Below are 15,579 nucleotides of genomic sequence, written 5' to 3' on the forward strand. Positions count from 1 at the left end.
AGGTAACGGCATCTGATTTTTTGTCGGGGAAGTACCGTGCACTCTCGAGTAGGACTACGCATCCGAGTGCCGGGATGGGCGAGCAGACTTCGAAGCATGAGCACACCGACAACACCTTCGAAGACCACTGCAGCCTTCTATCTTCAGGCCGGAATAGCCTTTGCCGTCAGTTTTGTCGGCACCCTCCTCGGAATTGCGTATCTTCCGATCGATGCGTGGCAACGCGGATTTCTCGGAATGTCATTGCTGTTCCTGGTCACCAGTACGTTCACGTTGGCCAAGGTGATTCGTGATCAGCAGGAGGCGTCGACAGTCAGGGTTCGAGTGGACGAGGCTCGACTCGAGAAGTTGATCGCCGAGCACGATCCGTTCAAAGCGGCAGCCTGAAACCTGTCGGCAAGGTGAGGATCAGCGTGCTGCCGGGAGGTTGTTCGTTTCGGAGCGCCAAAAGATCGCCGCCGTGTGCGAGCGCGAGGCTACGCGCAATCGTGAGCCCCAAACCGGAACCGTCGGATCGATCACCGCGATGGAAACGGTCGAAGACTGATTCGAGTTCGTCTGTGGGAATTCCGTCACCGGTGTCGGTGACGGACACCGAGACGTGCTCGCCTTCCCGCGCGAGTGTCACCGTCACCGAACCTCCGCTCGGAGTGTGCCGCAACGCGTTTTCGAGCAGGTTGGCGAGGATCTGGTCGATTCGTTGGCGATCGACCTCGGCCGTGATCGGTTGCGGAGGTAGCGCGGTAGTCAATTCGACTCCACGATCGGCGAAACGCGGCGCCGCTGCTGCCGTTGCGCTGCAAACGATGTCGTCGATATTCTCATCCCGGCGATCGAGTTCGAGAGCGTGTTCGTCGGCAGCGGAGACGTCCGCCAGATCACAAGAGAGCCGACGCAGTCTTTCGAGTTGATCGCGCATGACCGACCACGAAGAGGAGTCCGCGGGTAGGACGCCGTCCTCGATGCCGTCCACGTACGCAGCCAAAGTCGATACCGGAGTGCGTAATTCGTGGGCAAGATCGGCAAGCAGGCGTTTGCGGACCCGATCCGAATGATCAAGGCGTGCCGCCATGTCGGCAAAGGCAGTTTCGAGACGCGTGAAATCGGCATCTACGCCGGACCGGCCGATAGTCACGTCGAAGTTCCCGTCGGCGACGCTTTGCGCCGCCTCCGCCAGCGTTGAGATCGGGGCGGTGATGCGTCGGACGATGTAGACCGCGGCGATGCCGGCGCCCACCAGTGCGACTGCAATCCCGCACAACAGAGCGATGGTCATCGTCTGAGCGAAAGCTTCTTCGGTGTGGGTACGGACGTTCGAGTCTTCGATGCCGGCCATCATGAGGTGGTTGTGAAAGAGCGGGGCAGCGACGGCAATGGCGACTGCGGCGATGGCGAGGCAGGAGACGAACAGAACGACAAGCTGCGCGAGCAGCAGTTTTCCGCGTAACCCGAGTTTGTTCATGACGACCGCGTTCATGACGACCTCAGGGAGTATCCGACGCCCCTGACGGTCCTGATGAACCGAGGATCGGTCGCGTCGTCGCCGAGTTTGCGGCGTAACGCACGGACATGGACGTCGACGATGTGCTGGTCCCCGAACCAGGACGACCCCCACACCGAGGTGATGATCTCGGCCCGACTCCAGGCAGCGTCGGGTCGGGATGCGAGTGCGGACAACAGAGTGAACTCGGTGGGAGTGAGATCGACCAGGGTGTCGTCCACACGAACCGTGCGGGACAGGACGTCGATGTCGAGTCCGGGAGGCGTTGGCAGTACTTTCGGCAGCAAGCTCGACGCGCGTGGCCGTCTGAGCAGTGCTTTCACTCGCGCAACCAACTCGCGGGGGCCGAAGGGTTTGACCACGTAGTCGTCTGCGCCGGCTGCCAGCCCGGTTACCTTGTCCGACTCGTCACCGCGGGCGGAGAGCATCAGGACATACGCGTCGGAAAACGTGCGGATCCGCCGGCAGACTTCCAGACCGTCGAAGCCCGGAAGCATCAGGTCGAGCACGATCAGTGCGGGCTCGAAGTCGCGCACCGAACGTACTGCGCTCGGCCCGTCGTGGGCGAGGCGCACGGTGAATCCCTCGCGTGTCAGATAATTGGCGACAACCTTCGCAAGGGCAGTCTCGTCGTCGACGACAAGAACACGCCCCGGTTCCTCGCCAGGTCGTAGTTCGGCGCTCATCGAACCGAGGTTAGTCGACTGCGTGTGTGCATTTCTGTCGCGTGGTGATTTCCGTTCGACTGTGAAGATTCGATGAAGGAAGCCTGTTTGGGTCGGTTATCGGGCTTCGATGCGGATTTCCGCCGGTAACGTGGCAACTGTGCATTTGCAGCACTGTCGTCAAATCAATTGTGGTGCAGTGCATATCGAACAGAATCAACTCTCGGGAGTGAAAACATGTCTTTGACGGTCAGGAAGAGCGCCACGCGGTTCGTTCCGGTTGTGGCAGCGGCAGCACTGTTGATTGCCGGATGCTCGGACAACTCCGGGGAGAGTGTCAACCATTCTTCCGAAACAACCAGCGTCGCAGCACAGTCGGAGATTCCCGCGGGTGTCAATGCCGCCGACATCGAGTTTCTCGAAGGGATGTACCCGCATCACGCGCAGGCATTGGACATGGCCAGAATGGTCGACGGTCGAACCGACAATCCGGAACTTCTCTCGCTTGCAGCGCAGATAGAGGCAGCGCAAGGCCCGGAAATGGCTCAGATGACCGAATTCCTGACGAAGTGGGGACGCCCCGATCCTTCGTCGAGTTCGATGGAGGGCATGGATGATTCGGCGCATGCGGGACACGGCGTCGGGATGGCCGAGATGCCGGGCATGATGTCGGCCGACGACATGACCGCCCTCACCGACGCCAGTGGCGCGGAGTTCGACAAGTTGTGGCTGACGATGATGATCGAGCACCACAAGGGTGCCATCACCATGTCTCAGACCGAACTCGACAACGGGCTCGATCCATCGGCGGAGAAGATGGCAGAAGCTATCATCGCCGGTCAGCAGGCAGAAATCACTCAGATGGAAGCGATGTTGAAGGGGAGTTGAGCGATTGACGTTGGCCGCGTGACCTTGCTCGGTGGCTGAGCCGGGCATACGTTCGAGGCTGATGGCTTGACCGCTGCAGTGCCGGAATCACACGCGAGGGGATGACCGCCACATGGATCACAGTCAGATGGACCATAGCGAGATGGACCACAGTCAGATGAACCATAGTCAGATGGAGCATGGGGCACACGGTGGTCACGGGGATCACGTCGCACAGTTCCGGACGTTGTTCGCAGTCATGCTGGTAATCGCAGTTCCGGTTGTTGCGGCAGATGCGATGTTCGCTGATCTGGTCGGGTACACCCTTCCGGAAAACTCTCTGGTGGAATGGATCTCACCGGTACTCGGCACGGTGATGTACTTCTGGGGCGGCAAGCCGTTCCTCACCGGCGCTGTCGCCGAAATACGTTCTCGGCAACCCGGAATGATGCTTCTGATCGCACTTGCCATCACCGTTGCCTTCTTCGCTTCTTGGGCTGCAAGTCTGCACTGGGTGGATCACACTCTTGATTTCTGGTGGGAGCTCGCGCTCCTGATCGTGATCATGTTGTTGGGTCACTGGATCGAGATGCGTTCGCTCAGTCAGACTTCGAGCGCCTTGGACTCTCTTGCCGCTTTGCTGCCCGACGAGGCCGAACGGGTGGTGGGGGAGTCGGTGGAAACCGTGCCCACCGCAGCTCTGGCTACCGGCGACCTGGTGATAGTTCGCCCCGGCGCCCGAGTTCCCTCGGACGGAACGGTCGTCGAGGGAAGCGCCGACATGGACGAATCCATGATCACGGGCGAGTCGAAGACCGTCCGCCGGACTGTCGGAGATCAGGTGGTGGCCGGCACCGTAGCCACCGACTCGGCACTTCGGATTCGAGTCACCGCGGTGGGAGAAGACACCGCACTCGCCGGTATCCGGCGCCTGGTCGAGCAGGCACAGAACTCGTCGAGTCGTGCTCAGGTGTTGGCAGACAAGGCCGCTGCTCTGCTGTTCTGGTACGCACTCGGCGCGGCAGTGCTGACCGCGATCGCCTGGAGTATCTGGGGCACCCCGGAGAGCGCAGTCACCCGGACGATCACCGTTCTGGTGATCGCCTGCCCGCACGCGCTCGGGTTGGCGATTCCGCTCGTCGTCTCGATCGCGACGGAACGGGCGGCTCGGGCTGGGATCTTGATCACCGACCGCATGGCCCTCGAGGCGATGCGCAACGTAGACACCGTTCTCTTCGACAAGACCGGCACTCTCACCAAGGGTGAGCCCGCAGTGGTCGGCGTACGCGGTGTCGACGGGTATTCCGATGATGACGTGCTCAGCGCGGCAGCTGCCGTCGAGTTCGACAGCGAACATCCACTCGGGCGCGCCGTCGTCGCAGCGGCGCGGGAGTTGTCGCTCGACTTCACTTCGGGTTCCGACTTTCAGGCGCACAACGGGATCGGGGTTGCTGCGGACGTCGCCGGTGCACGCGTCGGTGTCGGCGGACCGGGGATGTTGAGATCGGTCGGGGCCACAGCGATCCCGGGGACCGAAGAGTGGCTGAGTGACGGGTCGACCGTCCTGCATGTAGTGCGTGACGAGAAGGTGATCGGTGCATTGGCATTGGCCGACGAGATTCGCCCGGAATCTGCATTGGCCGTCGACGCCCTCCACGCTCGCGGTGTGCGCGTGGCCATGGTCACGGGAGACGCGGAGGCCGTGGCCCATTCGGTGGCTCGCAGGCTCGGGATCGACGAAGTTTTCGCCGAGGTGCTTCCGCAGGACAAGGGAGCACAGGTATCTCGGCTTCAGGCTGCGGGCCACCGCGTGGCGATGGTCGGTGACGGGGTCAACGATGCGCCGGCACTTGCCCAGGCGGATGTGGGTATCGCGATCGGTGCCGGAACCGACGTGGCGATCGCGTCGGCGGGAGTTGTTCTGGCCAGCGATGATCCGCGTTCGGTAAGCTCGGTCATCGAGCTGTCCCGCGCCACCTACCGGAAGATGGTTCAGAACCTCTGGTGGGCAGCGGGATACAACGCGATCTCGGTTCCCCTCGCTGCGGGAGTACTGGCGCCCGTCGGGTTCGTGCTGCCGATGGAGGTCGGAGCAATCCTGATGTCGGTGTCCACTGTGGTCGTTGCCGCGAATGCTCAGTTGCTGCGCCGCTTGGACTTGCGGCAACCACCGGTGACCGCGCTCGAGTCGAGAGTGCTCACACCGCAGTAGTGAGCGGATGAAGGCGGACTACTGTCGGCTCAGGAACGGAATGAGCGCACGCAGCACAGCTTCGGAGTCCGCGACCGCGCTCGCGTGATCAGCCCCCTCGATCACGGCCAAAGCACTGTCCGGAATCATGGACTCCAGATGCTCGGTATCCGGCAGGCGCTCGCGATCTCTCGATCCGACGAACAACAAAGTCGGCGTGGCGATCCGGCGAAGCACGGCGTCGTCGATGCCCTGCTCCTTCTCCGCACGCCGCATGTAGGCCGCGAGTGCGAGGGGATCGTTGATTCGAAAGGCAGTCGCGGTCTGAGGATCCACCGGTTTGCCGCGTCTCGCGCCCCAACCGGTCAGAAATCCTTCGATACCGCCGCTTTCGAGTGCGTCGATGCAGCCTGGGAAGAACAATGCGTCGAACGCGCCCGTCATCGGTCGGCTACTACCGCCTCCGACGGTCAACGATCGCACCCGTTCGGAGTGCTCGACAGTCAGCGACATCACCGAGCGCCCGCCGAACGAGTATCCGAGGACGTGCGCCGGTTCGAACGGAGACTCCGTGTCGAGGATCTCCAGGAGATCGCCGACCACCAGATCCATTGCATACGAATCGGAGTCGTGTGGTTTGTCGCTGCGTCCGTGACCCCGCATGTCGACGAGAATCAGACGATACTGTTCCTGGAGCGCCTTGACGTACCCGAAGCCACGCCAGATGGAGCGAGACAACGCAGTGCCGTGCACCATCAACAGGGGTGGGCCGTCGCCCACGATCTGATAGGTGATCCGCGCACCGTCCACCGGATTTCTCACATCGTGCAACACCCGTCCAGTATGGGTGCCAGTTACTACGCACGTGAACTCGAGTAGCCGACCGGAGCCATTTCGACGTATGCCGGGAACTTTCACGAACAGTCGAGCAATCAACTCGGCTTCCCTCAGAGCTACCGGTCACCGCCCGGCCGGGCAGCACCCACTGTGCCAAGCAGTGCATCGGTGACGGGGTCTGCCGTGCTGACGCCTGCGGCTATGCCCCGAAGCAGAGCCTCGAAATCAGCGGCGACGACGGTGACCTCCTCGAACTCCGGCTCTCCCCCACGGACGACCTGACCGTCCGGAGCGAGCGCCAAGTACTCGTACCCATTGCGTACCGACAGCAGAACCGGGAGGTGAGCGGACCAGAAGGCGTTGATCGCCGCGCGCTCAGCGGGCCCGGAAGCGACCGCCAGGCTCTCGTGCCGGAACGCATTCCAGGGAAACGCCTCATCGCTGATACCAACTCCACCGGCATAGTTCTCCGCCGAGAGAAACCACACCTGGTCGTCTGAACTGGCAAGTACGGAGAACGAGCTCGCCCACACGACGAGTTGATCACAAACGCCGACCAGCGGTTGCGGAACTGGGGCAGAGGCCGATCGAGTAGGTTCTTCGCGAACCCAACCTGCAATCGACAGGGCGGCGGTTGCGTCGAGGTGAAGGCACATCGCCCCACAGTAAGGCCAGACCGTCTCGCGCCGATAGCGTCAACCGTCGACCTACTCGGGATCGACGTCCTGAATACCATTCTCGTCCATGCTGATCCACCGCGTTATACCGATGTCGCGAAGGAACGGCAGATCGTGACTCACCACCACCATGGCACCGCGGAAATCGGAAAGTGCCTGCGTGAGATGGGCGAGACTCGGTAGGTCCAGATTGTTGGTCGGCTCGTCGAGAAGAAGCAGCTGGGGCGCGGGTTCGGCCAGAAGGATCGTCGCCAACGCCGCGCGCAATCGTTCACCGCCCGAGAGCGCAGATGCCAACACATCGGAATCCGTTCCCCGGAAAAGGAACCGTGCCAACTGCCCACGAATTTCCTCGGCCGTTGCGTGTGGCGCAGCCAATGCGACGTTGTCCGCCACCGAGAGATCCTCGTCGAACACGTCGAGACGTTGGGGGAGCGCACGAGAGGCTACGAACGGAGTCGACGCAGCGAGTGCATCGAGCAACGTCGTCTTGCCGATTCCGTTGCGTCCCATTATCGCAATCCGCTCCGGCCCGGTGATCTGGAGCGATACCACTTGGCCGCTCCGCAACGTCACCTCGTCGAGCCGCGCAACCTGCTGCCCCGGATGAACCTCTGTAGCAGGAAGGTCCAGGCGGATCTCGCGATCGTCTCGAAGGAGTTCCTCTGCCTCCGACAGGGCAGACTTGGCCTCGTCCACCTTCCCGATATGGTTGAGGGCCAGCTTTCCGGCCGAAACTTGGGCTTGGCGTTTTCGTTCTTGCGCGATAATCAGTGGCACCCGCTTGTTCTCGAACATCTTCTGCCCATAGCGCTTACGTCGGTCCAGTTTTGTTCGAGCGTCGATCAGCTCGCGGCTCTGCTTCGCCAGATCGGCCTTGGCGTCGCGAACGGTGGCGAGTGCGTTTTCCTGCTCAGCGGTCACGACCTCCTGGTAGTGCGAGTAGTTGCCGCCGAACACGCGTAGATCCCCCCGACGTAGTTCGACCGTGTACTCCGCGGTGTCGAGCAGTTCCCGGTCGTGACTGACGATCAGTACGGTTCCCGGAAACTGTTGGACTGCAGCATGAACTCGTGATCGAGCGTCGCGGTCCAGGTTGTTGGTCGGCTCGTCGAGGAGCAGCACCTGCGGATTTTTCAGCAGCGTTGCGGTCAGGCCGAGTAGGACGGTCTCTCCGCCGGAGAGGGCGCCGACGGTTCGGCTCAGTGCCGCCGTATCCGGAACTACCTTCGCGAGGCCGAGTCGATGCAAGGTGGAGAGAGCGCTCTCCTCGATATCCCAGTTGTTGTCCACGAGTGCAAAATCGGTCTCGGATCCGTCACCGGTTTCGATGCGGTGCAATGCGTTTCGTAGTTCGTGGATATCGAGGATGTCATCCACCCGAACACTCGGATCGAGTGTGATGTCCTGACGGAGGTAGCCGACCTCGCCGGAAGCGGTCACGGATCCGGATTCCGGTGAGAGCTCTCCTGCGATCAATCGCAGCAGAGTCGATTTTCCCGATCCATTGAGTCCCACGAGACCGACACGGCCACTGGGGAATACAAAGTTGTTGCGGGAAAAGACTGATTCGCCGTCCGGCCAGGTGAAGGTGAGATCCGAGAGCGACAGAGAAGAATGGGATTGGGTCATGAGTACTCCAGAGGGTGCTTGGACTGTGCGCCCGGCTCAGCAACTGCTGATGGGTGCGAGTGCCTTCGCGAAATGAACCTCTAGAGGAGCAACGGCCCGTTTCCTGTTCTGTCGGGAATGATTCGTGTTTCAGGTTAGAGCACTCGAACGATCCCGCGCAATCGAATTATTCTGTGCTGTCGGTCTCGTCGGTGTTCGGTGCTCAGATTCTTCGGGCCTTCAGATTTTCGGACCCTCGGATCTCAGGTCGTCGACCTTCGACATCGCTTCTCGTAGCTCGGTGAGCCACTGTTCGCTGTGCTTGCCCGCCAACCGGACTGTCCACATGAGTGCATCCGCTCGCGAGCGAGCAACTCCCGCGTCCACCAAGGTGTCGAGAACCTTGCGTTCGGGCTGACGTAGTCGTGTCATCACCGGAACTGCGAGATGTGTGAACAGGACGGTCTTTTCGTCCAGGCGTACGCCCCAGGCGACCTTGCGTCCGTAGCGAGCCTCGGCCTCGTCCGCTATGCGCATCCGATCGGCGCGCGTGGTTTCGCGAAAGCGTGAGATCCTTCCGTCCGCGGCGGCCTCGCCACCGTCGACTGCGGGGAGTTCACCGATCACGACGATTTCTTCGCGGTCGACCTGGACGTCGGCGCTGCCGGTGAACCAGTCATCTGGAAGTCGACCGGCAAACCAGTCGGACGCATCACTCGCGTCGGGAACCGATGCCTGTTGCCAACCTCCGGGTCGGCCGAACCTGCGGTCACCGGAGCCTTGTGAGTTCTTCATGGCGTTCTCCTCGGAAAGCTGGTGGAGCCCTGATGTGCGTTTATTGCACTGATTACATGATTACACCGATAGTCGAACCGGCGCCACAAATTCGGGCATGATCGGAGTCGTGCGCCTTCCACATGCTCGTCAGAGCTTCCGAACTTTCCGTCGTCCCATGGCTGCCGTGGCTCTGGGGGCATTGGCCGCAGGATCGGTAGTTTCCTGCAGTTCTGGCCCTGACCAGCCGAAATCAGTGGCAGAGGAGTTCGCCTCCGCACTCACATCGGATGACGTGCAGGCGGCAGCAGCCCTGACCACCGATCCGGCGGCGGCGTCGACTGCGATTTCGGCTCTGATCGAGGGGCTGGGCAAGGACGAGGGAACATTCACCGTTTCCGACGCCGCCGAGTCCGGCGATTCCGCGGGGACGTTCACGCTCGACGCGGCGTGGAAGTTCGGTGAGGGGCAGGACTGGAACTACTCGACGCAGGGAAACGCGTCGAAAAGCGGCGACAACTGGCTGATCCAGTGGGATCCGGCGCTGCTCGCCCCGGACCTGACCTCCTCGACGACGCTGCGCTACACACCCACGACAGGTGCTCCGCCGTCGGTGCTGGACGCGGCGGGCCAGCCGATCATGGAGCAGCAGGTGGTGACGCTGGTCAATCTCGATTCCGCTGCGGTTCCACCGGTGGACACGGCAGCGGTGGCGGCCCTGCTCTCGCCTGTCGCTCCGACGATCACGGCGGCATCACTGAGCGGCGATCTTGCGTCGGCAAGCGGGAAGCCGGTCACCGCAATCACTTTGCGTGCCGAGGATCTTGCACCGATCGAGGAGCGGTTGGCGGCGATTCCTGGAGTGAGCTTGGCGCCGCAGGCTCGGTTGCTCTCGGTGGACAAGACTTTGGCGTCGCCGACATTCAGTGGGTTGTCCGATCTGTGGCAGGAGGGGCAGGACAAGTCCGCAGGCTGGGCGGTGCAGCAGGTGAAGCAGAACGGAACCGTCACCACCGTCGCCGGCCAAGACGGGCCGGTTGCTCCGAACATCGCGACAACCATCGACCGACCGCTGCAACTCGCGGCCGAGAACGCGCTCGCCGGGGTTACGCAACAGGCGGCGATCGTTGCGCTGCAGCCGTCGACCGGAGCGGTGTTGGCGGTGGCCCAGAACGCCCCCGCCGACGCACAGGGCCCGATCGCGTTGACCGGCCTGTACCCGCCGGGTTCGACGTTCAAGACCGTGACGACGTCCGCGGCCCTGCAAGCCGGCGTCGCTACACCGGACACCGTTCTGGCGTGCCCGGGTACCGAGAACATCGAGGGCCGTCAGATCCCCAATGACGACGAGTTCGACCTCGGATCGGTTCCGCTGCACACCGCGTTCGCGAAGTCGTGCAACACCACCATGGCCAGGATGGCCGTCGGTCTGCCCGCCGATGCTCTGCACAAAGCGGCGCTGCAGTTCGGGCTCGGCGTCGACTACGTCACCCCCGGCCTCACGACGGTGACGGGCAACGTCCCTGACGCGAACACGCCCGCCGAACGTGTCGAGAGTGCGATCGGACAGGGCACCGTGACCGCCACGCCTTTCGGGATGGCTCTGGTGGCGGCCTCGATCGCGAACGGAACGACACCCGCGCCGATGTTGGTCAAGGGACAGGCCGGTGTCGCGGATCAGACGGTGGCCCCTGCTCCCGCGGAGGTGACCGAACAGTTGCGGGTGATGATGCGCGAGACCGTCACAGGAGGTACGGCAACGTCGTTGCAGGACATTCCGGGGCTTCTGGGCAAGACCGGTACGGCCGAAACCGAAGGTGGTCCAGCACACGGGTGGTTTGTCGGAATCAAGGGAGATCTCGCATTTGCGGTATTCATCGCGGGTGCGGACAGCTCTTCACCTGCAGTGCAGGTAGCGGGTACTTTTCTGCGCTGAAACCTGTTTTCCGTTGCAGTTGGATCACACCGTCGTAGCTCAACCGTGACACGTTCGTAGGCATCCCGTGCTTGTTACTCGTGTGACAGAAGTAAAGAGTTACATGCATGGGGCCCGGAGGACAGCACAACCGTCGTGGAAAATATGTCGTTGCGTCGATAACTGCTGTCGTTCTGACAGTGGCGCTCGCGTCGTGTGTCATCGGTGGGGAGAAGAAATCCGACGCCGCCTCGGTGGTGGAGGACTTCGTCACCGCCCTCAACAACCACGACGCCGAAGCTGCCGCAGCGCTCACGTCGTACCCCAACGCCGCGCGGCCGTCGATCCAGCAGATGTTCGACGGGCTTGCCGCCAAGTCCACCGACTTCGACGTCGCTCAGGTCATGGACCTGGGTAGCGACTCCGGACTCTTCACTCTCGACGCGTCCTGGAACTTCGGTGAAGGCAAGGACTGGAGCTACCAGTCGCAGGGTGAGGTTCGCGATCTGTCGGTCGGCTGGCGTGTGTCCTGGGACCCGTCGGTCCTCGTTCCCGACCTCGGCAACGGTCGCACCGTCTCGTACACCCGCACGGACGCAGCGCCGCCGAAGGTAGTCGACAGCACCGGCACCCTGCTCATGAACGAGCAGACCATCAACGCGATCACTCTCGACCCGGCCACCATGCCGGACCCCGTGGACACCACTCGTCGCCTCGCCACGGTGCTCGAACCTGTCGCTCCGTTGGTCACTTCGGAGTCGATGTTGGCCGACCTCGCCGCCAACCCCGGCAAGCCCGTCACCGCCGTACTGCTCCGCGATCCCGACTACGCCTACCTGGAAAGCGATTTTGCGATCCCCGGCGTCGTCGTGGTCAAGACACCCAAGCTGATCGCCTCCGACCGTCGCATCAACTCGCCGTTGCTGGACCCGCTGCGGACCGTGTGGCAGGCCAATCGCGACGCCACCGCCGGCTGGGCGGTCAACCTGGTCGAGCCCAACGGATTCCCGATCAAGCAAGCTGGCTTCCAGGGACCTCCCGGCCCCGACGTTGCCGCGACTCTCGACTCGCACGCTCAACTCGCCGCGATCGAAGCTGTCGTCAGTGCAGGTACTCCCGCGGCCATCGTGGCGATCCGCCCGTCGGACGGTGCCATTCTGGCTGCAGCACAGAACAATCAGGCCATCGAACAGGGCCCGATCGCCTTCACCGGGTTACGCCCGGCCGGTGGCGCACTCGATCTGGTCCGTCTCGCATCGTCGATGCAGAACGGCGTCGACCCCGGCAGCGTGTCAGCCGAGCAGTTGGCCGACACCGGGCAGCAGCTCGGACTCGGCAACGGCTTCCACATTCAGGGACTCGAACAGCAGACAGCAGTGCTTGCCGCGAACCGTCCCGGCGTGGACCAGGCGATGAACAACGTCATGGCCAACAAGACGTCCAACGACGCGAGCGCGCCGACAGTGACTCCGTTCGGAATGGCGATGCTCGCGGCATCGATCGCCCGCGGCAGTGCCCCGCTGCCGATGATGGTCTTCGGACAACCGGCAACCGCCGACGTCGCGCCGACAGCACTACCCGGCGACGTCAACAATCGTCTGCGTGACGCCATGCGAGGCGCCGGCGGACTGGCTGGGTACCCGGACATGATGGCGGCCGGCGCAGCGAGCGGTGACGATCGCTGGTTCTACGGAGCGCGCGGAGACTTCGCGTTTGCAGTGTTCGTCGCAGACGCCGACGGTGGTGATCGAGCAATGCAGATGACGGACAAGCTCTTCCAGGAACTCGGCAAGCCTGCCGACAAGTAGTACCAAGCACCGCGAGTAGATTCCTGGTTCGTGAACCTGCTCGATTTCCTATTCCTCGTCGTAGCGGGATTCTTCAGCGGTCTAGTCGGTTTTGTCACCGGTCTTGCGTCGATCGTCTCGTATCCGGCGCTGCTGAGCGTCGGGCTCTCGCCGGTCAGCGCGAACATGACCAATACCGTCGCGTTGGTGGCCGTCGGCGTCGGCGCATTGGCGAACTCGTCCCGTGAAGTTGCCGATACCGGTCCGAAACTTGTTCGCTGGTCTCTCTATTCGGCTGCCGGTGGCATCGTCGGTGCCCTGATTCTGTGGTTGGCACCGGAAGGTTCGTTCGAATCCGTTGTGCCGGCGATGGTCGTGTTCGCCTCGCTCGCGCTGCTACTGCAACCGAAGATTCGTGAGCTGTCGGGCGGTGGTGACCGTCCCGGAATCTACTCGGCAGCACTGTTTGCCGTCGCGGTCTACGGCGGCTATTTCGGTGCCGGTGCCGGCGTCATCTTCCTGGCCGCGACGCTCATCCTCACTTCCGAAACGGTGTGGCGTGCAACGATCCTGAAGAGCTTCTTTCTCGGCATTGCCAATCTTGTGGCTGCACTCATCTTCGCCTTCTCCGGACAGGTGCATTGGGTGGCCGCGTTGGCGATGGCACTCGGCGCTTTGGCCGGAGGGTGGTGTGGCCCGCCCGTCGTCAAGAAAATCCCGCCATCGGTACTGCGTGTGGCAGTAGCGACAGCGGGATTCGTGTTGGCTCTGTGGTTGTGGGTGAAGTGAGCCCGTCTACTTCACGCCCTGCATCAGCTTCTTGATCCACGGCGAGGCAAGAGCAAGAATCACTCCGATTCCGATCGACGAGAAACCGATGATCAGGAAGAACGGGCGACTGTCGTCGATGTCGAAGTAACCGGCCAAGGTTCCCGCCATCGAAGAACCCAACGCAACGGACAAGAAGAACAACGCCACCATCTGAGTGTGGAAATGCTCGGGCGCGAGTTTGGTTGCAAGGGAAAGGCCGACGGGGGACAGGAAGAGTTCCGCGAAGGTGAAGAGCAGAAGCACGCCGGCCAGGCCGAGGAGCGGTGCACTGTTCGGTCCACCACCGGTGATCGGGATGAACGCCAGGAACGCCAGACCCATCGTGCCGGTACCGAGAGCGAACTTGATCGGCGACGACGGCTGACGGTCACCGAGTTTTGTCCACATCGCTGCAAACACACCGGCAAAGATGATGATGAACACCGGATTGATCGACTGCACCCACGTCGGTGGGAAGTCCCAACCGAAGAGATTGCGGTCCAGGAGTTTGTCGGAGATCACCGGCACAGTGGTGAACTGCTGCTGAAACAGCGACCAGAAGGCCGCGCTCGCGATGAACATCGGGATGAACGCAAAGACTCGACTGCGTTCGACCTTGGTCACCTTCTTGCTGGTGAGCATGAGGAGGAAGTAACCGACGGACGCGACGATCGTGAGTCCGACAACGACGTCGGACATGTTGTCGGCCGTGATCAAACCGGTGATCGAGGCGACCGCGACGACGACGATCGCGGCAATGCCGATCCCGATGTAGAGCGCGCGCTTGTCTGCGGGCAACGGGTTGCCGGGCTCGGCACCGATTCCGTGAAGATGCTTCCGACCCAGCGTGTACTGGATCAGGCCGAGAGCCATGCCGACCGCGGCGAGAGCAAAACCGGCGTGGAATCCCCAGGCGTCCTGGACGGCTCCGGTGAGCAGTGGGCCGACAAGACCGCCGATGTTGATGCCCATGTAGAAGATGGAGAATCCGGCGTCGCGGCGAACATCCTGTTCGGAATAGAGATCTCCGACCAGAGAGGTCGCATTGGCCTTCAGGCCGCCGCTGCCGAAGGCGACCATGACCAGGCCGACGCCGACACCCCACATACCGGGAAGAACCGACAAGGCGATGTGGCCGGCCATCACCAGCGAAGCACTGTAGAAGAGCGTGCGCTCGGAGCCGAGAAGTCGGTCGGCCACCCACGCGCCGAGAATCGTCGACAGATAGACGGTGCCGCCGTACGCGCCGACGATGCTGGTCGCTGCCGCCTGACTGATGCCGAGGCCGCCGTCGCTGACGCTGTAGTACAGGTAGTAGATGAGGATGCCTTGCATCCCGTAGAAGGAGAATCTCTCCCACATCTCGACGCCGAACAGGTTCGCCAGCGCAAAGGGTTGGCCGAAGAACCCCCGGTCTTCTTTCTCGCTACGTTCGACGGGCTCCGTAGTGTTGCTCATCCGAAAAGTGTCCTACGTGCTCGAGCATTTCGGGTAGTTCCGAGCCGTGGAGTTTGGTTACGACTTGGTGCGGATTTTCGATACCAGCGGAGCGAGTGCGCGCCAACCGAGAAGGAACGCGCCGAGGACCAGCGTCGCGACGACGATGAAGCTGAACTGGGTGCCCTGGCCACTCAACACTCGCAGGATCATGCCGATGACGACGGCGCCGAGCCAAACGACAATGCCGGTGGGAAGAAGGAGAACGGCGTTGAACTTGTCGCGGTACAGCGCGAACGTGGCAGCCCATCCGATCACCAGGCCGGTCAGGAAGGGCCAGGATGTCTTCGCCAGACCGGCGAGCGCGTTGGCTTCTTCGTGGGTACGGCGCCCTATCGCGCAGAAGATTATGACAAGAATGGCGTCGATCAGCAGGAATGGTGCGTACTTCTTCACGCTCACACCATACGACTGTGCGCCTTTATTAACCGCGGGCGGTTAATAAAG

The 15,579-nt window shown here is 62.3% G+C and carries 14 protein-coding genes; 6 read left to right on the forward strand and 8 right to left on the reverse strand.

Features of this window, described 5'->3' with window-relative positions; translation table 11 throughout:
• The first annotated feature begins 96 nt into the window (after positions 1 to 96).
• Positions 97 to 387, forward strand: a complete 291-nt coding sequence (locus G8767_RS21170) for a YiaA/YiaB family inner membrane protein (protein ID WP_003945505.1) — start codon at positions 97 to 99, stop codon at positions 385 to 387.
• On the opposite strand, the gene G8767_RS21175 is transcribed toward G8767_RS21170, so the two are convergent.
• Positions 371 to 1,477, reverse strand: coding sequence for an ATP-binding protein (locus G8767_RS21175; protein ID WP_166811592.1), 1,107 nt, complete (start codon positions 1,475 to 1,477; stop codon positions 371 to 373). The two genes, G8767_RS21170 and G8767_RS21175, sit on opposite strands and share 17 nt — an antisense overlap.
• Positions 1,474 to 2,187, reverse strand: a complete 714-nt coding sequence (locus G8767_RS21180) for a response regulator transcription factor (RefSeq protein WP_166811594.1) — start codon at positions 2,185 to 2,187, stop codon at positions 1,474 to 1,476. Before G8767_RS21180 ends, G8767_RS21175 begins: the two co-directional genes overlap by 4 nt.
• 216 nt (positions 2,188 to 2,403) lie before the next feature.
• On the opposite strand from G8767_RS21180, the gene G8767_RS21185 reads away from it, so the two are divergent.
• Positions 2,404 to 3,054 carry a DUF305 domain-containing protein gene (locus tag G8767_RS21185; RefSeq protein WP_166811596.1) on the forward strand — a complete coding sequence of 217 codons (651 nt, stop codon included), beginning with the start codon at positions 2,404 to 2,406 and terminating at the stop codon, positions 3,052 to 3,054.
• 157 nt (positions 3,055 to 3,211) lie between these two features.
• Positions 3,212 to 5,245, forward strand: coding sequence for a heavy metal translocating P-type ATPase (locus G8767_RS21190; RefSeq protein WP_240952517.1), 2,034 nt, complete (start codon positions 3,212 to 3,214; stop codon positions 5,243 to 5,245).
• Positions 5,246 to 5,263: 18 nt separating this feature from the next.
• On the opposite strand, the gene G8767_RS21195 is transcribed toward G8767_RS21190, so the two are convergent.
• The 4 genes from G8767_RS21195 to G8767_RS21210 all read right to left on the reverse strand — a co-directional run bounded on the left by G8767_RS21195 (position 5,264) and on the right by G8767_RS21210 (position 9,144).
• A complete protein-coding gene (locus G8767_RS21195; RefSeq protein WP_095971403.1) occupies positions 5,264 to 6,034 on the reverse strand; it encodes an alpha/beta fold hydrolase in 771 nt (256 codons plus the stop codon).
• 143 nt (positions 6,035 to 6,177) lie between these two features.
• Positions 6,178 to 6,717, reverse strand: a complete 540-nt coding sequence (locus tag G8767_RS21200; RefSeq protein ID WP_166811598.1) for a hypothetical protein — start codon at positions 6,715 to 6,717, stop codon at positions 6,178 to 6,180.
• A 51-nt stretch (positions 6,718 to 6,768) separates the two neighbouring features.
• Positions 6,769 to 8,370, reverse strand: coding sequence for an ATP-binding cassette domain-containing protein (locus G8767_RS21205; RefSeq protein ID WP_166811600.1), 1,602 nt, complete (start codon positions 8,368 to 8,370; stop codon positions 6,769 to 6,771).
• A 219-nt stretch (positions 8,371 to 8,589) separates the two neighbouring features.
• Entirely contained in the window at positions 8,590 to 9,144 is a 555-nt protein-coding gene (locus G8767_RS21210; RefSeq protein ID WP_095971400.1) for a hypothetical protein, read from the reverse strand.
• A gap of 157 nt (positions 9,145 to 9,301) precedes the next feature.
• Between G8767_RS21210 and G8767_RS21215 the strand changes: the two genes are divergently transcribed.
• From G8767_RS21215 to G8767_RS21225, 3 genes are all read left to right on the forward strand, one after another.
• Positions 9,302 to 11,059 (forward strand): penicillin-binding transpeptidase domain-containing protein, encoded by a 1,758-nt coding sequence (locus G8767_RS21215; RefSeq protein ID WP_166811694.1) that lies wholly within the window; start codon positions 9,302 to 9,304, stop codon positions 11,057 to 11,059.
• A 107-nt stretch (positions 11,060 to 11,166) separates the two neighbouring features.
• Positions 11,167 to 12,846, forward strand: a complete 1,680-nt coding sequence (locus G8767_RS21220; protein ID WP_166811602.1) for an NTF2-like N-terminal transpeptidase domain-containing protein — start codon at positions 11,167 to 11,169, stop codon at positions 12,844 to 12,846.
• Positions 12,847 to 12,876: 30 nt separating this feature from the next.
• Positions 12,877 to 13,614: a sulfite exporter TauE/SafE family protein gene (locus G8767_RS21225; RefSeq protein ID WP_047889121.1), complete on the forward strand. Its 738-nt coding sequence runs from the start codon at positions 12,877 to 12,879 to the stop codon at positions 13,612 to 13,614.
• Between the two features lie 6 nt (positions 13,615 to 13,620).
• On the opposite strand, the gene G8767_RS21230 is transcribed toward G8767_RS21225, so the two are convergent.
• Complete coding sequence (locus G8767_RS21230) at positions 13,621 to 15,093, reverse strand: peptide MFS transporter (protein ID WP_047889122.1); 1,473 nt, start codon at positions 15,091 to 15,093, stop codon at positions 13,621 to 13,623.
• A 57-nt stretch (positions 15,094 to 15,150) separates the two neighbouring features.
• Positions 15,151 to 15,528, reverse strand: a complete 378-nt coding sequence (locus tag G8767_RS21235) for a DUF3054 domain-containing protein (RefSeq protein ID WP_047889123.1) — start codon at positions 15,526 to 15,528, stop codon at positions 15,151 to 15,153.
• Between the last annotated feature and the right edge of the window lie 51 nt (positions 15,529 to 15,579).

This window comes from Rhodococcus sp. IC4_135 (assembly GCF_011602025.1).
Taxonomy (GTDB): Bacteria; Actinomycetota; Actinomycetes; order Mycobacteriales; family Mycobacteriaceae; genus Rhodococcus_F; species Rhodococcus_F baikonurensis.